Annotated in this window: 18 protein-coding genes; 9 read left to right on the top strand and 9 right to left on the bottom strand. The window is 59.0% G+C overall.

Annotation, left to right across the window (positions count from 1 at the left end):
- Window position 1 precedes the first annotated feature (1 nt).
- Genes FFS21_RS06860 through FFS21_RS06850 form a run of 3 tightly spaced genes read right to left on the bottom strand, consistent with a single transcriptional unit; the run spans window position 2 to window position 3,110 of the window.
- The gene (locus FFS21_RS06860) at window positions 2–976 is read right to left on the bottom strand and encodes a Bug family tripartite tricarboxylate transporter substrate binding protein (RefSeq protein WP_137924162.1); all 975 of its coding nucleotides are present in this window, start codon (window positions 974–976) and stop codon (window positions 2–4) included.
- Between the two features lie 39 nt (window positions 977–1,015).
- On the bottom strand, window positions 1,016–2,029 hold the full coding sequence (locus FFS21_RS06855) for a Rieske 2Fe-2S domain-containing protein (RefSeq protein WP_137924253.1): 1,014 nt from the start codon (window positions 2,027–2,029) through the stop codon (window positions 1,016–1,018).
- Window positions 2,030–2,057: 28 nt separating this feature from the next.
- The gene (locus FFS21_RS06850) at window positions 2,058–3,110 is read right to left on the bottom strand and encodes a PDR/VanB family oxidoreductase (protein WP_249359200.1); all 1,053 of its coding nucleotides are present in this window, start codon (window positions 3,108–3,110) and stop codon (window positions 2,058–2,060) included.
- A gap of 113 nt (window positions 3,111–3,223) precedes the next feature.
- On the opposite strand from FFS21_RS06850, the gene FFS21_RS06845 reads away from it, so the two are divergent.
- A complete protein-coding gene (locus tag FFS21_RS06845) occupies window positions 3,224–3,955 on the top strand; it encodes a TetR/AcrR family transcriptional regulator (protein WP_212745221.1) in 732 nt (243 codons plus the stop codon).
- 33 nt (window positions 3,956–3,988) lie between these two features.
- On the opposite strand, the gene FFS21_RS06840 is transcribed toward FFS21_RS06845, so the two are convergent.
- Window positions 3,989–4,528 carry a carboxymuconolactone decarboxylase family protein gene (locus tag FFS21_RS06840; RefSeq protein WP_137924161.1) on the bottom strand — a complete coding sequence of 180 codons (540 nt, stop codon included), beginning with the start codon at window positions 4,526–4,528 and terminating at the stop codon, window positions 3,989–3,991.
- A 165-nt stretch (window positions 4,529–4,693) separates the two neighbouring features.
- On the opposite strand from FFS21_RS06840, the gene FFS21_RS06835 reads away from it, so the two are divergent.
- From FFS21_RS06835 to FFS21_RS06825, 3 genes are read left to right on the top strand one after another with little or no spacing between them, the layout of a single operon-like run.
- Window positions 4,694–4,960, top strand: coding sequence for a hypothetical protein (locus FFS21_RS06835; RefSeq protein ID WP_137924160.1), 267 nt, complete (start codon window positions 4,694–4,696; stop codon window positions 4,958–4,960).
- Window positions 4,961–5,015: 55 nt separating this feature from the next.
- Window positions 5,016–5,483: a (2Fe-2S)-binding protein gene (locus FFS21_RS06830; RefSeq protein ID WP_137924159.1), complete on the top strand. Its 468-nt coding sequence runs from the start codon at window positions 5,016–5,018 to the stop codon at window positions 5,481–5,483.
- Window positions 5,484–5,492: 9 nt separating this feature from the next.
- On the top strand, window positions 5,493–7,619 hold the full coding sequence (locus FFS21_RS06825) for a xanthine dehydrogenase family protein molybdopterin-binding subunit (protein WP_137924158.1): 2,127 nt from the start codon (window positions 5,493–5,495) through the stop codon (window positions 7,617–7,619).
- A 62-nt stretch (window positions 7,620–7,681) separates the two neighbouring features.
- On the opposite strand, the gene FFS21_RS06820 is transcribed toward FFS21_RS06825, so the two are convergent.
- The 4 genes from FFS21_RS06820 to FFS21_RS06805 form a co-directional block, all read right to left on the bottom strand.
- Window positions 7,682–8,200 carry an RNA polymerase sigma factor gene (locus FFS21_RS06820; protein WP_137924157.1) on the bottom strand — a complete coding sequence of 173 codons (519 nt, stop codon included), beginning with the start codon at window positions 8,198–8,200 and terminating at the stop codon, window positions 7,682–7,684.
- Window positions 8,201–8,205: 5 nt separating this feature from the next.
- The gene (locus FFS21_RS06815) at window positions 8,206–8,421 is read right to left on the bottom strand and encodes a YgaP family membrane protein (protein WP_137924156.1); all 216 of its coding nucleotides are present in this window, start codon (window positions 8,419–8,421) and stop codon (window positions 8,206–8,208) included.
- Window positions 8,422–8,503: 82 nt separating this feature from the next.
- Window positions 8,504–9,142, bottom strand: coding sequence for an HD domain-containing protein (locus FFS21_RS06810; RefSeq protein ID WP_137924155.1), 639 nt, complete (start codon window positions 9,140–9,142; stop codon window positions 8,504–8,506).
- Window positions 9,143–9,394: 252 nt separating this feature from the next.
- Window positions 9,395–10,294, bottom strand: a complete 900-nt coding sequence (locus tag FFS21_RS06805) for a helix-turn-helix domain-containing protein (protein ID WP_137924154.1) — start codon at window positions 10,292–10,294, stop codon at window positions 9,395–9,397.
- A 127-nt stretch (window positions 10,295–10,421) separates the two neighbouring features.
- On the opposite strand from FFS21_RS06805, the gene pobA reads away from it, so the two are divergent.
- Together pobA and FFS21_RS06795 are read left to right on the top strand one after the other, a co-directional pair.
- Window positions 10,422–11,618 (top strand): 4-hydroxybenzoate 3-monooxygenase, encoded by a 1,197-nt coding sequence (gene pobA / locus FFS21_RS06800; RefSeq protein WP_137924153.1) that lies wholly within the window; start codon window positions 10,422–10,424, stop codon window positions 11,616–11,618.
- A gap of 99 nt (window positions 11,619–11,717) precedes the next feature.
- On the top strand, window positions 11,718–12,680 hold the full coding sequence (locus FFS21_RS06795; protein ID WP_137924152.1) for a LysR family transcriptional regulator: 963 nt from the start codon (window positions 11,718–11,720) through the stop codon (window positions 12,678–12,680).
- Window positions 12,681–12,685: 5 nt separating this feature from the next.
- Here the strand turns inward: FFS21_RS06795 and FFS21_RS06790 are convergent, their stop codons facing one another.
- Window positions 12,686–13,531 (bottom strand): aldo/keto reductase, encoded by an 846-nt coding sequence (locus FFS21_RS06790; protein ID WP_137924151.1) that lies wholly within the window; start codon window positions 13,529–13,531, stop codon window positions 12,686–12,688.
- A gap of 207 nt (window positions 13,532–13,738) precedes the next feature.
- Here FFS21_RS06790 and FFS21_RS06785 point away from each other — a divergent pair, with 207 nt between their 5' ends.
- The 3 genes from FFS21_RS06785 to FFS21_RS06775 all read left to right on the top strand — a co-directional run.
- On the top strand, window positions 13,739–14,938 hold the full coding sequence (locus FFS21_RS06785; protein ID WP_212745220.1) for an efflux RND transporter periplasmic adaptor subunit: 1,200 nt from the start codon (window positions 13,739–13,741) through the stop codon (window positions 14,936–14,938).
- Window positions 14,935–18,117: an efflux RND transporter permease subunit gene (locus FFS21_RS06780; protein WP_137924150.1), complete on the top strand. Its 3,183-nt coding sequence runs from the start codon at window positions 14,935–14,937 to the stop codon at window positions 18,115–18,117. Before FFS21_RS06785 ends, FFS21_RS06780 begins: the two co-directional genes overlap by 4 nt.
- Before the next feature lie 11 nt (window positions 18,118–18,128).
- Window positions 18,129–18,742: TolC family protein (locus FFS21_RS06775; RefSeq protein WP_249359197.1), on the top strand; the 614-nt coding region annotated here is incomplete at its 3' end.

Genomic DNA, 18,742 nt, shown 5'->3' with positions numbered 1-18,742 from the left:
TTCATTCCAGTTCTATACGGAACGTCTTGATCAGGCCGTCCCATTTTGTGTAGTCGTTGCGCATCACTTGCGAGAATGCTTCTGGCGAAGTACCGGTTGGATCGACAGCCAGGTCGCGCATCCGTGTCTGGATATCCTGGCGTTTGAGAACTGACGCCACGTCGGCAGATACCTTTTCGATGACGGCGCGAGGCGTGCCAGCCGGAGCAAAGAGGCCATACCAGCCTATTGCTTCAAAGCCCTTGTAGCCCACTTCGGCCAAGGTCGGTACGTCGGGCATGCCGGCCAGTCGGCGCGGCCCAGTCACTGCCAGGATCCGAAGTGACTTATCGCGGTATCGGGTTGCCGCTGTCGAGGCCGAGACGAAGCCGAACTGAATGCGGCCCGAAATCAGATCTGGCAGCATAGGCGCCTCGCCCTTGTAGGGAAGATGAGGAATCTGAAGTTGTGCAGTGCTACGCAGCAATTCTCCATATATATGCCCCGTCGAGCCCGTGCCGAACGAACCGTATGAGAAATCCGCCGGTGTAGCCTTGGCCATCTCCAGCAGAGCTGGTACGGTGCGCGCTGGGCTGCGTGGGGCGACGGCGAGCCCCATAGGTTGCGTTCCAATCTGGGTGATTGCCTGCAGATCCTTGAAGGGATCGTAAGACACCTTCTTGTAGAGGCTGAGGTTCTGGACAATGCCGGTCAGATTGAGAAGCAGCGTGTAGCCGTCCGGTGACGCTTTGCTAACCAGTTGTGTGGCAATCATTCCATTGGCGCCCGGACGGTTGTCGACAACGACGGGCTGTTTCCACTCCGTACCCAGAGCTTCCGCGATAGGGCGGATCAGGGCGTCAGCCGCGCCGCCGGCGCCATAAGGCACGACGATCGTGACGGGCTTGGACGGATAGGCGTTGGATGCGGCATACAGTGGTGACGCTGCCAGACATGGCAACGCCGCCAGCATGCCAAGCAAGCTGCGACGGTACATGGTGGGTCTCCTTTGTTTTATTGTTGGACTGCTGACGTGCTATTGGCGCTCGCTTTGTGCGAGTCGCAGCAGGAGGCGTCTGGCGGCCAGCGGTGCACGATCGACGGCAAGGTCAATCATCGTCACGCCTTCTCCATCGCGATTCCAGTTGCGTTGCTGGTCCTCCATCAAGACCTTGTCCTCCAGGATGGTCTTGTGGAACTGCTCGGCGATCGTGTCCGTCACCGAGCCATCATCCAGCGCGAAGTCGCGATACATCGCGGAGAATTTGAAGTGCGTCGTGTCCGTTTCTGGTGTGCAGGGGCCCACAACGTGCAGATGTCGGACTTGGTTCGGTTCGGTGTTGCCAACCGGTTCCACTGTGATCTGCAATCGAACATTTCCGCCTGGCCAGAAGCGGATGGCTTGCGTGCGCTTGACTTCCTTCCAGTCGAACAGTCGTTGGTACATAGGGGGCGCCGCTGCACGATCCCATGTGCGTCGCACTTCTACATACGCGTCGGTGATCTCGGTTTCGGGCCGCGTCTCGGCGACCTCCCTCGTCCCGACCGTTTTCTCATGTGCGTAACTGACATGCGACAGATCGAGCACGTTCTCAATATTGAAGAGACAAGGTGCGGCAACGGGCAATGTATTCGCACGCCGACCGACAAACCGGTTCGAAGAACAGGTGTCCGAGAAGTCGGGCACGGTGGAGGCGTCAGCCAGCTCTCGCTGTCCAGGCCAGAACCACACGAAGCCATCTTGCTCGACGACGGGGTATGCGCGGATGCATGCCTGAGGCGGGATCCTGTCCTGCCCGGGGATTCGGACGCACGAGCCGTTGCCGTCGAACTGCAGCCCGTGATAGCCACACTGAACCCTGTCGCCTATCAGCGTGCCCAGCGATAGCGATACTCGCCGATGACTGCATCGATCCTCAATGGCCGCAACGCTGCCATCCTCGCGGCGAAACAATAGGACGGGTTCATTGAGCAATGTACGCGCCGTGAGCGCGCGCGCGATCTCATGGCTCATGGCCGCCACGTACCAGCAGTTCCTCGGGTATGTCATCGTGTCTCCTTGATTCAAGTGGCTGTTCTTATAGGTCCAGTACTAGCCGGTCGGTACAACTTCGCGAGCAGCAGATCATCATGACGTTTCCAGCAGCTCTCTCCGTTTCGTCGAGCACAGTGTCCCGGTGCTCGGGTTCACCATCCAGAACGGCGGTTCGACAGTAGCCACAGAATCCCTCGCCGCACGAGAAGGAGGCGTCAATGCCTGCTTCAAGTACGACATCGAGAATGGACTTGTCGGGAGGTACGGAAAGGGACATTCCGGACCGGCGCAGGTCGATGGCGAAGGTCTTAGGTCCGGCATCGCTTTCCGAGGCGAGTGGCACGGCCTGGCGCGGGCCGAAGTACTCCATGTGAACACGTGCTGGTGCGATGTCTTTGCAGGCTTGCTGATACGCATCAAGCATTGGTGTTGGGCCGCAGCAGTAGAAATGGTCCTCGGCGCCGGCCGCGCTGACGATGTTGCGAATGTCAAATGCAGGTTTGCCCGGCTCCGCCTCGAAATATAGGTGGATACGTTCAGGATGCGCGCGCTTCAGCGGTTCAAGAAGGTCCAGCAGTGGTGCGTGACGTTGACTTCGAGCGGCATAGTGCAACACCCAATCCCCACCTAGCGCCTCAAGCCGTGAAATCATTGAGTACAGCGGGGTGATGCCGATGCCGCCAGCGAAGAGGACGGAGCGGCTTGCAGCCTCATTCAGCGGGAAATGGTTGCGAGGCGCGCTGACCGCGAGACGGTCGCCGACACGCAGCTCGTCATGCATATACCGAGATCCCCCGCGCCCCTGGGACTGTCTTCGCACGGCAATTAGATAGCGATGTCGCTCATTCGGGTTGTTCAACAGCGAATAGTGACGAGCAATGTTCCCCGGCAACGCAATTTCGATGTGTGCGCCAGCGGTGAATGGCGGGAGCATTGCGCCTTCCGGGTCTCTTAGTTCAAACGTGAGGGCGTCCGTTGCCGCAATGGCAACGGCGTGGACCTGAACCTCGATGAAGTCTTGTGGGTGGGGCATGGTCAATCTTCTTGATGTCTTGATCTCGACCGCCTGGTGCGTGTCGTTGCTATAATTAAACATGTAAAATTAAACGCAGGCAAGGACGTGCGGACGGAATCTCGATCGGGGTTAACACGGAATCCAATCGGCGTGCGTGATAGCATTTCCACCGTTCAGACGGCACGGACACGCAGATGACGGGCAAAACAACGAAGCATCGATTACACGAAGCGATGGACAGAAAAAATGAATTGGACGCCGGAGTGACGACTCGTCGCACGGCAGGCAAGCGCGCCCGTTCTCCCGAGGAGAAAGCGGCCGTCCGTCAGGCGCTGATTGAAGCGGGAAGACGTGCCTTTGCAACGCAGGACTATGCCAAGGTATCGTTGCGCGGAATCGCCGCGGAAGCTGGCTATACGCCCGCGTTGATCTATCACTACTTCGCCGACCGTCAGGCTCTGTTTGTCGCTGTTCGGGAGACGGATCTGGCTGATGCCATTGGGGAGATCGCGTCTGTCACGCAAAGGGAAGGAGATCCGGCAGCGCGACTGCGCAAGCTATTGTCAGCCATGCTGAAGCACTGGCGCTCGCATTTCGATCAGTATGAGATCCTGTTTTCGGGATCGCGACGCCAGGGTGAACAGACCAGGCTCGTCGATGGCACACCCTTCGGGCGTTCAGAAGTGGCAGTTCGCGCTTATCAGCAGTATCAAACGGCGGTTCGCGACTTCTTCGATACGCTGCCTCGGTATCCGATACCGCTCAAACTCGCGACGGACAGCGTTGTCGTCGCCATTCACGGTGCGGTGGCGGTGCCCATGCATCTTGAGACAATGAAATGGTCGGCAGGTGAGAAGCTTGCCGCAACGCTTGCCGATACGTTTATCGCTGCATGGACTGCCGCAGCGCATCAACCGTCCGAATAGGAAATGCCCCGCCAAAGCGGGCGGAGCATTGGCTCAGTCTACGGCGGGAAAGTCGAGCGTCGTATCATTCACGCGGTTGAACATGTTGGTGAACAGGATGGCGGACACGGCGAGAATTGCATCCGTGACTTGCGTGTCGCTGAAACCAGCGCTGCGGACGGTCTCCAGTTCGGCCAGCGGAACCGTTCCGGACGTGCGTACGAGCGACAGAACGAACTTCACCAACGCGTCGATTTTCGGGTCTTCATCGTAGTGGCCCGAGCGCAACTTGCGTGTCTGCTCCACCGAGTAGCCCGCCATCTTCGCAGTCAGTGTGTGTGCTGCCAAGCAGTAGTCGCAAGCACTGTTCTGACTGATCGACAAATTAATCGCTTCGAGTTCCTTCGCCGAAAGACTGGAGTTCGACTTCAGCGCGCCGTTGGTTTGCAGGACGGCCTGCAACACCATTGGCGACTGCGAACCGATGCTGGCATACGCATTCGGCACCTTGCCGACCGCGCGCTTGATGCCGGCGAACATTTCCAGAGTGGCGCCGCTGGCTGATGCAACAGCGTTAGTGGTCATACGGGTCATCTGTGTTCCTTCTCTGTGGTTAAGGCACGGGAATGGTAGTCCGCAAGAGCGGGACGCGCCTCTATCCATGGGCATTGGATACTGACCCTTGGTGTAGTGGTCCAATGGCCTGCAGATGTTCAGAATGGCACCACGGTGCGCGCAATTGCGCGCGGAAGGAGCGCCATGACCAATCATTCCACGGCCCTGCCGTCGTCCGGGCCTTGTTCACAGCGAAAGAGCATTGTTGTCCGGTCGAAAGCCGCATTGGCTGCCGGCCTGAGGGGTGGCGCCACCGAGGCGCATACGCGGCTGCTGTATTGCCAGTTTCCCCTCAGCTCGATGTCCTCGGCGGAGTTGGCAAGCTTCGAAGCGCTTGCCGGCCGCTGTGGCGCCATCATTCTTGCGGGACACTTGCTGCGGCACGCGGACGACGTCTGGGAAGCGAGTTGAGTTCTGCATCCAGCGGCCTTAAAAGAGAAAAATCCTCCCCCTCAAAAGGAACATCATGTCGATTCAGCTCCAGGTAAATGGAAAGCTGGCGAGGGTCAATACTGACCCGGATACGCCATTGCTGTGGATCATTCGAGACGAACTTGGCCTGACGGGCACGAAGTTCGGCTGTGGTATGGGGCTATGCGGTGCCTGCACCGTCCATGTCGATGGCAAGCCGGTGCGTGCTTGCTTGACACCTCTCTCGGCTGTGAAGGGCAAGAAGGTATCGACAGTCGAAGGACTGTCGCGGGATAACAGTCATCCCTTGCAGAAGGCATGGATTGCTCATGATGTTCCGCAGTGCGGATACTGCCAGTCCGGTCAGCTAATGAGCGCCGCGGCGTTGCTCGCGACAAATCGTCACCCGAGTGATGCAGCAATCGATTCTGCGATGAGCGGAAACATCTGCCGGTGTGGTACCTATGATCGGATTCGCGCCGCCATCAAGACGGCTGCAGCCGAACTGCGCAAACGTGGATGAGGTGAGCAAATGATCGATCGTCGCGCATTCCTCAAGACATCCGTGCTCGCGGGCGCCGGGCTAAGCCTGGGCTTGAGCTTGGAGCCTTCTTCGCGCGCTCTGGCGGCCGCATCTGCCAATCCAGCGTTGCACAATGCCTGGCTGCGCATCGGGACCGACAATGCCATCACACTTGTCGTGGCTCGTTCCGAGATGGGACAAGGCGTTTATACGGCGCTCCCCATGTTGCTTGCCGAAGAACTTGATGTCGACCTAGATCAGGTGAACGTCGTGATGGCGCCGCCTGATGGCGTCTATGTGAATAGTATGCTGGGCGCGCAGATCACCGGAGGTTCTACGTCGGTCCGTGATGCATGGGACAAGCTGCGCTTTGCCGGTGCCCAGGCGCGGCAGATGTTGGTGCAGGCGGCGGCTATGCGATGGCGAGTCGATCCGGCTGTCTTGCGTACTGCCCGCGCCAGCGTAATAGGACCGGGCGACCGCAAGGCCACCTATGGAGAGTTGGCCGATGAAGCGGCGAAGCTGACTCCACCCAAGGACATCGTGCTCCGGAAATCATCGGCATTCCGACTGATTGGGCGTACGCAACCGCGCCTTGATACCCCACCCAAGGTGAACGGCTCGGCTCGGTTCGGCATCGACGTCCAGTTACCCGACATGGTCTACGCCTCGTTGGAGCAGTGCCCCGTGATAGGCGGTCGGGTTCTTCGGGTCGACGCGGTGCAGGCTCGGGCGATGGAGGGCGTGATCGATGTCGTCCGCATTCCGGATGGCGTTGCTGTTGTCGCCAAGTCCTATTGGCAGGCGTTCAAGGCGCGACAGGCCTTAGTCGTTGAATGGGATGAAGGGTCAGTCGCAGGCCTTGACAATGCGGTCATGCGCAATAGCATCCGTCGCGCGTCGGAGGATGGCAGCCCAATGAAAGTGAAGCGCATTGGCGACCCGGTGAAGGCGTTGCAGGGACCCGTCAAGCTCATCAATGCCGAATACGAGTCGCCGTTGCTCGCCCATGCTGCGATGGAGCCGATGAACTTCACCGCCCACTATCACGACGGCCGATGCGACCTGATTGGCCCCACCCAATTTCAGCAAGGGGGGCAATCCGCCGTCGCGTCAGCGCTTGGCATCCGTCCGGAGGATGTGACACTGGAAACGACATTCCTGGGCGGCGGTTTTGGCAGACGCCTCGAGGTTGACTATATGGTTCAGGCCGCACAGATATCCCGGGCGGTGGGTCGGCCAGTCAAGCTGATCTGGACCCGCGAAGATGACACGACGCACGACTTCTACCGGCCAATGGCGCTTCACCGCATGCAAGGTGGGCTGGATGCGGACGGGAAGCTGATAGCACTCACATTCCAGATGACCTCGCAATCGATCACGCAGCGGGCCTTTGGACTGCCGAAGGATCAGCTCGATCCCTTTATGGCAGAGGCTGCTGTCGTGCCATACGCCATCCCGAACATGGCTCAGGACATTGTCGTACATGACGCGGGACTGAGAGTTGGGTATTGGCGGTCAGTGAGTCATGCTCTGAATGCCTTCGCGAACGAGAGCTTTATCGATGAGCTGGCGGCTGCCGCGGGGAAAGACCCCTATGCATTCCGGCTCGCTATGCTGTCCGATCAGCCTCGGCTATTGCATGTTGCAAAGCTGGCCGCCGAGAAAGCCGGCTGGGGCAAGAAGTTGGAGGCGGGTCGCCATCTGGGGATCGCATTGATGGAAGGGTACGACTCGTATCTTGCGCAGGTGGTTGAAATTTCCACGTTGGCCAACCAGGTGACCGTCCATCGGGTGGTGGTTGCGGCCGACGTTGGTCAAATGGTCAATCCGGACACTGTTTTGGCGCAGATCCAGTCGAGCATCATCTTTGGCGTAGCAGGGACCTTGTATGGCGAGGTGACGCTGGAGAAGGGACGGGTACAGCAGACAAACTTCCACAACTATCGTGTGCTGCGGATGAACGAAATACCCAGGATGGACATCGTTCTCGTTCCGAGCACAGAGAAGCCCGGCGGCATTGGAGAGCCAGTCACCGCAATGGTCGCTCCCGCTATTGCAAACGCCCTGTTCGCTGGGACCGGAAAGCGCGTGAGAAAGTTGCCGCTGAATGAGGCGAATCTCGCCGGGGCGTGACGCCATGCTGCCCGCCTGCCGCATTTTCCAAGCGGCGGGCGGGCAGGAAAATTCTCTATACGCTAGCCTAGCAAGTATTCTCGCGCCAACAGCCTTGCGCGATGCAGCCGGCTCTTTGCTGCGGCTGGCGTCAGCGCAAGACGTTCTGCAATTTCTCCGATCGTCAGTTCTTCGAAGTCTCGCAGCAGAATGATCTGTCGATACGTGTCGGGAAGAGAGTCCAACGCGCTGGCCAACTCCATCCGTAACGCGTCAGTGCTGTGGGCTGCCAGCCAGTCCTCCAGCTTTTCTTCATCGAAAGGATCAAAATGCAGCGCGGTTCGGCCGAGTCGGCGGCATTCGCGCTGCACCACACGAAACAACCATCCCGATAAGGCCGCGAGTGCCCTTACCGACGAGAGCCGGCGAGAAAGCGTTAGCAACGCTTCCTGCACGGCGTCATCGATATCGCTGATCAGGCAGTGCCGTTGCGCATAGCGCCGGATGTCGGGCTGGCAAAGCCGGAGTAACTCGACCATTGCAGCCTGGTCACCCGACTTGGCACGTTCCAGCAGCGGCATATGCGTATCGACGATCGACATGGCATTTATCGCTTGCCTTGCTGACGGTCCAGGCGGCGACCGACCATGGCACACATCGGGCAGAAGCCCACCAGCCCTGACACGACAATGCCGGCAGCACAGACAGCAATCAGAGTGCCCCAAAGGCCACCCATGCCAATGATGGCAGCGATGGCCACAACCAGCCCAACCACGACCCGCACGGCTCTTTCCCAACCGGGCACATTCTTGACGTAGAACATTTGATATCTCCAGGTGTGAGGACGACCCTCACTACACAAGAGGCGTCGAGATCGGGAAAGGATTCGCGCGGGAAAAAAAATATTATCCTCGCCAAGCCGAATTACGGATGATGCTGCAGAAGTTGATCCGTTGGAACGAGGGGTCCTTGTCGGCCAGGACATCAGCCTTCACATTGCCAAATGTCGTAGCAGGCTTGTGTTTGATCCCGTTGTAGAAGGCTTGAATGATGTCTTCCTTGAACCGTTCCGAGCGAGGGTGGGCGCGAACGATTCGCTCGCGTTCCTCTGCCGGAAAGTTGTCATAACCTATGCCGAGGACGTCCATTTCGACGCCGGTGGTCACCAGCGCAATCACCGGGTCCATGAATTCCGGGACGCCGGGAGTCGTATGCAGCGCGATCGCCGTCCACACCTTGTTGACGTCGGTGACAGCGATTCCGCGTGCGCGCAGGAAGTCCGCGGCGGCGTTGGCACCGTCTACTTCGAAACGCTTGTCATGGCTGCTGTATGCGTCAGTGAGTCCCATATCGTGGAACATCGCGCCGGCGTAGAGCAATTCGGGGTCGAAGGAAAGGCCGCGGTGCTTTCCAGCATATGCGGCGAAATGGTAGACCCGGCTTGAGTGATGGAATAGAAGGTCGGACTCGGTGTCGCGCACCAGTTCGGTAATCTCGCGTGCAAGCTTGCTGTCAGGGATGCGAAGTTCGGTGCTGATCGTCATGTCGGTCTCCTGTAAGAGAGGTGGCGGGTCGTAACGCGACTCTACCGACGTGCAACCGCAATCGAAATCAGTCCTGGGAAAGGAACTGCTCGTACCCGGGTTCTGGATTCCCATACCTCGGTCTACTTCAACCGATACCCTGGGACGGACTCATCATGAATCGAGATGGATGAAATCATGAATGCTGAATCTCTGGCGCGGCAGGATTTTTCGGTGGCCCCATGCAGGGCTTGTTGTCGCTCGACGAGCGCTTCACCGCGCGGGCATCCGTGCAGAAATCGCGGGCAGTCGGGCACGCCTGGATTGCCGAAACGCGGTTGGAGTCTGCCCCGTCAGCTTGGCGAAGAAGCGCGAGAAGTAACCGGCATCCGAGAAGCCAAGGGTTAGGGCGATATGCTTGATATCGAGGTCACTGAAGATCAAATCGCGCTGGGCCTCCGCCAGCAATCGGCCGTGCAGCACTTGAAGCGCGCTCTGGCCCGCATGCTGCCGGCAGATCCGGTTCAGTTGAGTAGATGTGATGCCGATGGCATCGGCATAGTAGCCCAGGTCAGGCTGTTCCCTATAGGTTGCTTCCAGAAGCTTTTGAAACTGCTGGAAGTGGCGGAGTGGACGGCCTCTGGCGGAGATGGCATCAGGTGTGGAGGCGTCCGCCCGCCGTACGATACCTAACAGTACCAACGTAAGCAGTGCAGACAGTGCCGCTCCGCGCCAGGCTGAGATATTTTCCATCTCAAGGCGGAACAGGGACAGCGCGCCTGTCAGCGCTTGATCGCGTTCGACGCTCTCGCAACGCGCGCTTTCCAGCAGGGGAAGGGCACCCGCCGCACCACCGAGCAGGGTCCTCAAGTACGCGTCGGTCATGGTGACGATGAAGCCATCCACATCTGGCGAGAACATGAAGCCGTGCACATGGTTGGGTGGGACGCTGACCAATGAACCGCTGCCAAGGCACACGCGTACGCCGTCGAGAAGCGCCTCGCCGCCGCCCGCATGCATGTACAGGATTTGAAGGAAGCGCTCGTGGCGATGCGGCCTGATCTCCCACGCGTGCAGTTGGCTTCTTGATGCTATCGATTCGAAGTGCAACTGCTCCACCAGGGGCTCAGAAGCGTGCACACCGTACAGCGAATAGGTAGGAATTTCCTTCATGAGCGATTCTGGCGAGGAACCTATGAATGTTCGGATTTTCACAATCTTGGTTCGGTCTGTCCATTCCGGCCGGCAAAAGGAACGCCTATCGTGTAGCACAACAAATATTCCAACCAGGAGACCTTCCATGCGCCCCAATCGCATCGATTCCACTCATGCAACCCGCGTTGTCATCATTGGTGCAGGGCCCGCCGGCTTGCTGCTCGGCCAGTTGCTGACATCGGCGGGCATTGACAACATCGTTCTGGAACAGCGTACCGCTGAGCACGTATCAGCACGGATACGGGCAGGTATCCTCGAAAGCGACACGGTCGACGCGCTCCAGAGGGCCGGTGTTGGAGCACGGATGGCAAAGGAGGGACTCGTGCATCATGGGATCGAGTTGTCCTTCAACGGAGATCGGCACAGGATCGACTTTCAAGCGTTGATTGGCCGAGACGTGACAGTGTACGGTCAGACGGAAGTCACTAAAGATCTGATGGGGGCTCGTAGGTCAGCCGGCGCGGTGACAGTGTATGAGGCGGAGGATGTCGAGTTGCATGATTTTGATGGGAGCAGGGCGCGCGTCTCGTATCGCAAGCAGGGTGTTCGGCATGAAGTGCACTGCGATTTCATCGCCGGATGCGATGGATTTCATGGTGTCAGCCGTGCAAGCGTTCCGGCAACGTCGAAGAAAATTTTCGAGCGGACCTATCCTTTTAGTTGGTTGGGAATCTTGTCTGATACCCCGCCAGTGGCCGGCGAACTGATCTATGCCCGGCACGAGCGGGGTTTCGCGCTGTGCAGCATGCGATCAACGGCAAGAAGCCGCTACTACGTTCAAGTGCCCGCGACAGAGAAAATCGAACGCTGGTCGGACAGCCGGTTCTGGGACGAGTTGCGGTATCGACTGGATGCGCCGACGGCTGAAGCAGTCGTGACGGGACCGAGCATAGAGAAGAGCATCGCCCCGCTGCGCAGCTTTGTCTGTGAGCCATTACGATTTGGTCGGCTTTTCCTCGCGGGAGATGCTGCACATATCGTTCCGCCTACCGGCGCAAAAGGCCTCAACCTTGCAGTCAGCGATGTGTTGTACCTGGCTGAGGGATTGATAGCGCACTACGAACACGGTGACGCGCAGGGCCTCGACCAATATTCCGAACGGTGCTTGCGCAGGGTATGGAAGGCAGAGCGCTTCTCCTGGTGGATGACGTCGCTCCTCCATAGTTTTCCTGATTCCGATGACTTCTCGCATCGAATCCAGGAGGCCGAACTTGACTACCTTACCCATTCAGATTCTGCGCGCCGGGCTCTGGCGGAGAACTATGTGGGTCTGCCGCGCTGACGAGTGCGCACGGTGCTCGCGACGTGACCTATCAGAGCATGCGAAGTGCCGCCGGGGCTGGCATACTCCCGACTTTCTACTCTGTTCATCCAGCCGACAATGGACCGGTTCCAGGCCATGCAGGTCTTTCAACGCATTGTTGAGGTCAATGGCTTCAACAAGGCAGCCGAAACGTTGGGTCTGCCGGCCTCCTCTGTGACGCATATCGTCAAGAGCCTGGAGGCGCATCTTGGCGTCAGGCTCCTGCAACGCACCACCAGGCGTCTCAGGCTCACCGAGGATGGGGAACGATATTACGAGCACTGCAAGCGGATCCTTGAGGACATGGAGAGCGTCGAAGGCAGCTTTCCCGGGCTGCAGGGAATGCCGCGTGGCCGGCTCAAGATCGATGTTCCGACCTCTCTGGGCAAAACCGTGTTGATACCCGCCCTGAAGGACTTTCGGACACAGTATCCGGACATTGCCCTTACGCTCACGCTGACGGATCGGACAGTGGACATTGTTCAGGAGGGCATTGACTGTGCTATCCGTACCGGGGCCTTGGCCGATTCATCGACGCTGGTAGGGCGGCAGATTGGCAGCTTCGAATGGCTGACTTGCGCTTCGCCGGAGTATTTGGCCAGCGCTGGGCTACCTCTGGATCTTGCAGCGCTGCGCAGCCACCAGGCCGTTGGATACATGCTGAGCCGAACGGGACGTCCCATGGCCTGGCATTTTGAAGTAGATGGCCAGGTGATAGCCTTCCATCCAAACGGAAATCTGGTGGTGAACGACACCGAAAGCTACATTGCTTGTGGCTTGGAGGGCCTCGGAATCATCCGCGCGGGCAGTTTCCTCTTGAGGCCATACCTCGATAGTGGGCGGCTGACGCAAATCCTTCCGCAGCTTACGTCCAGCCCGGTGGCAGTTTCACTCCTCTATGTGAGAAACCGCCACCTGCCGCCGCCCGTACGAGCGTTCATCGATTGGGTGCAGGCTCTGTTCGCTGCGGATTCGCGCTTCCAGGCGGGCCGTACATCCGCCCGTGCTGCCCGTCCCGCCGCCAAGCGCGCCAAGGCCTAGAAACGTCAGAACTCTGCGGTTTCCGGGTCCGGCCCCCGCCGGCCCGCTGGGTCATCAAGCGCTGCCATGATCGCGAGGTCTTCGGCATCGAGGTGGAACTCCAGCGATTTGAAATTCTCCTGGATACGGGCTGGCTTTTCCGATTTGGAAAGTACGACCAGCCTGTTGTCCAGATGCCATCGCAGGATAATTTGAGCGGGGGTGCGCCCATGCTTGCGGGCAAGCTCCAGCACCATCGGATGATTCAGCGGTGAGGGCCGCTCCTTCCAGATTCCAAGGGGGCTCCATGACTGTGTCGCAATGCCGTGCTTCGCATGGAAGGCGCGAAGCGCGTTCTGCTGAAAGTAAGGATGCAGTTCCACCTGGTTCACAGCCGGCGTGACACCCGTTTCGTCGATGATCCGCTGCAGGTGCGGAATGGCAAAGTTCGATACGCCGATGGATCGCACTTTCCCCGTGTCGCGCAACTCAATCATTGCGCGCCACGTTTCAACGTAGAGATTCCGCACGCGGGCAGGCCAGTGCATCAAGTAAAGATCGATGTACGGGACGCCCAGGCGCTGCAAACTGGCATTGAATGCATCGATCGTCTGGTTCCGCCCATGGTGTGAATTCCAAACCTTCGTAGTCAAATAGATTTGGTCTCGGGGAATTCCACTGGCGCGAATGCCCTGTCCGACGCCTTCCTCGTTGTAGTAAGCCTCGGCGGTATCAATGAGACGATAGCCATTCTGTAGTGCTGTCTTGACCAAGGTTGCGCTCGCTTCGCCTGGCACCTGCCATAGGCCATAGCCCAAGGCGGGTATCGGACGTGCGCCGTGCGCAAGCTGGATGGTGGGGGTCGGGGTCATTTCGGCTCCTTCGGGAAACGGCTTCAAGTATCCGTTAGATCGGCCAGCAGATTATTCGTCGACACAGAATTCTGAGATTGGACGGCATTGCATCTCGGGACTATGGAACGCGCTGTCAGGTTCGATTATTCAACCGTGACGAATAATGAAAACGGATTGTCACCCTGTATCCGTGCGCGTTGAAGAACCACAATCGGCTTCATCGAAATGAACAGAAGTGATGAAGCCATGGAACGTGCGCGAATCAGAGGTGTCGCCGCTGTTGCGACGGCGGTTGTGCTGACCGGTGCGATTGCTGCGATGCATGCGAGCAGTGCACATTCGGAAAGGCCGCTGGCGGCCACACCGTTGCCAGTCGTCAAGGTCAGTCCGGCAGTAGGACGTGATATCAAGGATTGGCAGGAATATGTTGGGCGCATGGAAGCGGTCGAGCGGGTCGAGGTTCGGCCGCGGGTGGCCGGAACCATAGCTGCCGTCCATTTCCGTGACGGGGACCTGGTGAAGCAAGGCAGCGTGCTGTTTTCGCTCGACGCGGCCCCATATGAAGCGCGAGTCCAGGAGGCTCAGGCTGCTGCTGCGGTGGCCGAGGACAGGCGCCGATTTACCGAGAGTGAACTTGTGCGTGCCAGGCGCTTGCAGCAAGACAATGCAATCTCCCGAAAGGAGTTCGATGCGGCCGAAAACGCGGCCCGTGAAGCGCAATCTTCCTCGCGAGCCGCGCAAGCCGCGCTCTACCGTGCCCGTATCGATCTTGGTTATACCAAGATCATCGCTCCAATCAGTGGGCGCGTTTCCCGCGCCGAAATCACAGCGGGGAATGTGGTCGAGGCGGGCGGTGCGGCACGCGCCTTGACATCGATCGTATCGCTCGATCCGATTTATGCATCCTTCAATGTCGACGAACAAACCTATCTGCAATTGGTGGGAATAGGCGCTCAGGGTGGACGAGGCGAAACCGTGGGGCTCGCGCTGTCCAATGAATCCGGTTTCCCGCGCCATGGGGAGATCGCCTCGGTCGACAATCAGCTTGACACCGTGTCCGGGACTATCCGGGTCCGTGCCCGCTTTGCCAATCCGTCCGGTCAGATGGTCCCGGGATTGCAGGCGAAGGTAAGAATCCAAGCGAGCAAGACTTACGCTGGCGTTCTCGTGGATGAAGCGGCAATTGGTACGGACCAGGACAAAAAATTCGCGTTCGTGGTCGGGCCGGATGGAAAGATCAGCTACCGCACGCTCGCGTTGGCTGGCCGCCAGGACGGGATGCGTGTCGTCAGAGACGGCATCCGGGTCGGCGAAGCCGTAGTTGTTGAGGGCGCGCAACGTGTGCACAGCGGCGATATGGTGAAGGCGGAGCCTCTCTCATCTCCGGGATCCGTCGCCGCGGTGCACCAGGGAGGACAGTCATGAACATCTCCAGATTCTTTGTGGATCGACCGATCTTTGCAGGCGTTCTCTCGACGTTCATCCTGGTAGCGGGTCTGATCGCGCTCTTCAAGCTTCCCGTGTCAGAGTATCCGACAGTCGTGCCGCCTTCCGTCGTCGTGCATGCCCAGTATCCAGGCGCGAATGCGACGACCATTGCAGAAACGGTTGCAGCGCCGCTGGAGGAGCAGGTAAACGGGGTCGAGGACATGCTGTACATGCAGTCCCTCGCGAACGACGATGGCAATCTGTACTTGACCGTGACGTTCCGGCTCGGGACCGATCCCGACCAGGCAACGCAGTGGGTACAGAATCGCGTATCTCAGGCGTTGCCCCGCTTGCCCGAAGATGTTCAGCGTCTGGGCGTCCAAACGACCAAGAGTTCACCCAACATTACGCTGGCCGTCCACCTGGTGTCGCCGAATGGACGCTATGACGCGAACTATCTCAGCAACTATGCTATTCGCAACGTCAAGGATCCGTTAGCTCGAATCGACGGTGTAGGCCGCGTCGTGGTGTGGGGCCCTGGCGGGTATGCCATGCGCATCTGGCTTGATCCTACCGCGGTGGCCTCGCGCGGACTTACCGCTTCGGAAGTCGTGGCTGCAATTCGCGAACAGAATGCCCAGGCGCCTGTCGGTCGAATCGGCGCTGCGCCTATGACCGACGACACGCCACTCCAGCTCTCTGTCACTGCCAAGGGACGCTTGCAGACCCCGGAAGAGTTCGGGAACATTGTGTTGCGAGCTTCGCCCGATGGGCGAACGACATTTCTGCGGGATGTCGCGAGAATCGAGATCGCATCGGAAGACTATGGCGTGCGCGCATATCTGGACGAGCAGGACGGGATTCCATTGGCGATCATGGAGTCGTCCGGAGCGAATGCCCTGGAGATTGCCGACAACGTCACGCATACGATGGAGACGCTCAAGAAGCAATTCCCGGAAGGAGTCGACTACAAGATCGTCTATAACCCGACCCGAGCGGTGCGTGCCAGCATTGATGCAGTTGTGCATACGCTCTTCGAAGCCATCGCGCTTGTAGTCATCGTGGTCTTTCTGTTCCTGCAGACTTGGCGCGCATCGATCATCCCGCTTCTTGCCGTGCCCGTATCGATTGTCGGCACGCTGGCAGTACTGCTGTGTCTCGGATTCTCTATCAACGCATTGAGCCTGTTCGGCCTTGTGCTGGCCATCGGTATTGTTGTGGACGACGCGATCGTCGTGGTGGAGAACGTCGAGCGGAACATTGCACTCGGTCTCACACCGCGCGAGGCGACGTACCGCGCAATGCAAGAGGTCAGCGGCCCCATCGTCGCGATTGCCTTGACGCTGGTGGCGGTATTTGTGCCGCTGGCATTCATGAGCGGTTTGACCGGGCAGTTCTACAAGCAGTTCGCCGTCACGATTGCAGTGTCCACCGTGATCTCTGCAATTAACTCGCTTACGTTGTCTCCGGCGCTCTCCGCTCTGCTTCTGCGACCACATGGGACCGAACAGGATTGGCTGACTCGCCAGATGCACCGCATCTTCGGACGATTCTTTCTGGCGTTCAACCGCCTTTTTGAGCGCAGTTCCGGTCGATACGGTCAAGGCGTCAGTGTCCTTGGGCGGCATAAGCTCATTGTGCTCGTACTCTATGGAGTGTTGCTGGCTGCAACCGTGGGAATCGCCAACGTAGTACCCGGTGGGTTCGTCCCCGCACAGGACAAGGAGTACCTGGTCAGCTTCGTACAAATGCCCGCAGGCTCGGCACTCAATCGAACGGATGCCACGCTTTCGGAGATGACGCGTACCGCTCTGAAGGAGCCGGGTGTTGCCTCAACGTCGTCCTATGCCGGATTGTCGATCAATGGCACTACGACGAACTCCAGTTCCGGTCTCTCGTTCATCCTGCTGAAGCCGTTCTCGGAGCGAAAAGGGCTGACGGCAGATGCCATTGCCGCTTCGCTGAATGCGAAGTACGGCAAGCTGGACAAGCCGGTATTCGCCGGCGTTTTTCCCGCGCCGCCGGTGATGGGTATCGGCTCGCTCGGGGGCTTCAAGCTGCAATTGGAGGATCGTGGGAACCTTGGCTATGCAGCGCTCTACAAGGCCAAGCAGGATTTCATGGCGGAGGCCGCCAAGGCGCCCGAACTGACCCCGCTGTTCTCCGTCTATCAGATTAACGTTCCGCAGTTGCATGTTGACGTCGATCGGATCAAGGCCAAGCAACTGGGCGTATCCATTGCGGACATATTCGAGACGTTACAAGCGAATCTCGGCTCGCTGTACGTCAACGATATCAATCTGTATGGACGGGTCTATCAAGTTCGGGTCCAGGCCGACGCGACCCATCGGGCTCATCCTGAAGACATTCTTCAACTGAAGGTCAAGGGTTATGGATCGGAAATGATTCCCTTGTCAACGCTCGTGCGCGTCGAGCAGGCGTATGGCCCCGAACTGGTGACACGATACAACGGCTATACGGCGGCGGACCTGTCTGGTGCGCCGGCTCCAGGGTTTTCTTCGTCAGAGGCAATGGCGGCGATTGAAAGGATTGCTGCTAAGACCTTGCCGCCGGGGATCACATACGAGTGGACCGACTTGACCTATCAGCAAATTATTGCGGGGAATTCGGCGATGTGGATCTTCCCGCTCTGTGTTCTGCTGGTGTTTCTGGTGCTGGCAGCTCAGTACGAAAGTCTCGCTCTGCCTCTGGCCATTATTGCGATCGTGCCCATGGGAATCATGTCTGCCTTGATCGGCGTGTGGTTGACGCGTGGCGATAGCAATATCTTCACGCAGATCGGCTTCATCGTACTCGTTGGGCTTTCGGCGAAAAACGCGATCCTGATCGTCGAGTTCGCGCGCGAGCTGGAGATGGCGGGACGCGGAGTGCTGGAGGCAGTCATTGAGGCTAGCCGACTGAGATTGCGCCCAATCCTGATGACGTCGCTCGCTTTCATTATGGGCGTAGTGCCGCTGGTGATATCGACCGGCGCCGGTGCGGAAATGCGGCACGCGATGGGGGTGGCGGTCTTTGCGGGGATGCTGGGTGTCACGTTCTTCGGACTCTTCCTGACACCCGTGTTCTACGTTGTCTTGCGACTGCTGGCTACGCGTCGGCGGCCGAGTAGACCAGGAAAGTCCCCGGCCCGGCAGAAAGTTTCGGCCGCAGAGTAGGGGTGAAAGACATGAATGACTTCAATAACGTGATGAAGCACTACCTGCCGAAGCTCGCGACGCTGGCCGCCGCACTGGTGCTGGCCGGCTGCTCGCTGGCGCCGACGTATAAGGTGCCAGAGACGCCGACCGCCGCCACCTTCAAGGAGGCGGACGCCGCCGCAACGGAAGGCGCGCAGTGGAAGACGGCAGTGCCGTCCGAGGGCGAGCATCGCGGCGACTGGTGGAAGGTGTTCGGCGATGCCGACCTCGATCGCCTGATCGACGCGGCCAACAGCTACAACCAGGACCTGGCCGCTGCGGCGGCCCGCCTGAAGCAGGCGCGGGCCTTTACGGGTGCCACGGAGGCGGACCTGTATCCGCAACTGAGCGTCGGCTTCGATCCTACGCGTTCGCAACCTTCGGCAGCATCGCAAGGTTTGCCGGATGGCACGCGCGTTGCGCCGCAGACCGTGCTCAAGGCACGCGCATTTGCGAGCTACGAGCTGGACCTGTTCGGCCGCGTGGCCAGCAGCGTGAATGCGGCGCGTGCGGAAGAGAAGGGCGCCGAGGATCTGTATCGCTCGGTGCAACTGGCGCTGCAGGCGGATGTAGCCACGTCGTTCTTCGCACTGCGCACGCTCGA

The organism is Cupriavidus sp. 2SB, from assembly GCF_005503625.1.
GTDB lineage: Bacteria > Pseudomonadota > Gammaproteobacteria > Burkholderiales > Burkholderiaceae > Cupriavidus.
Note: the sequence above shows the minus strand (reverse complement) of the source record. Positions and strands in the feature narration are given on the sequence as shown.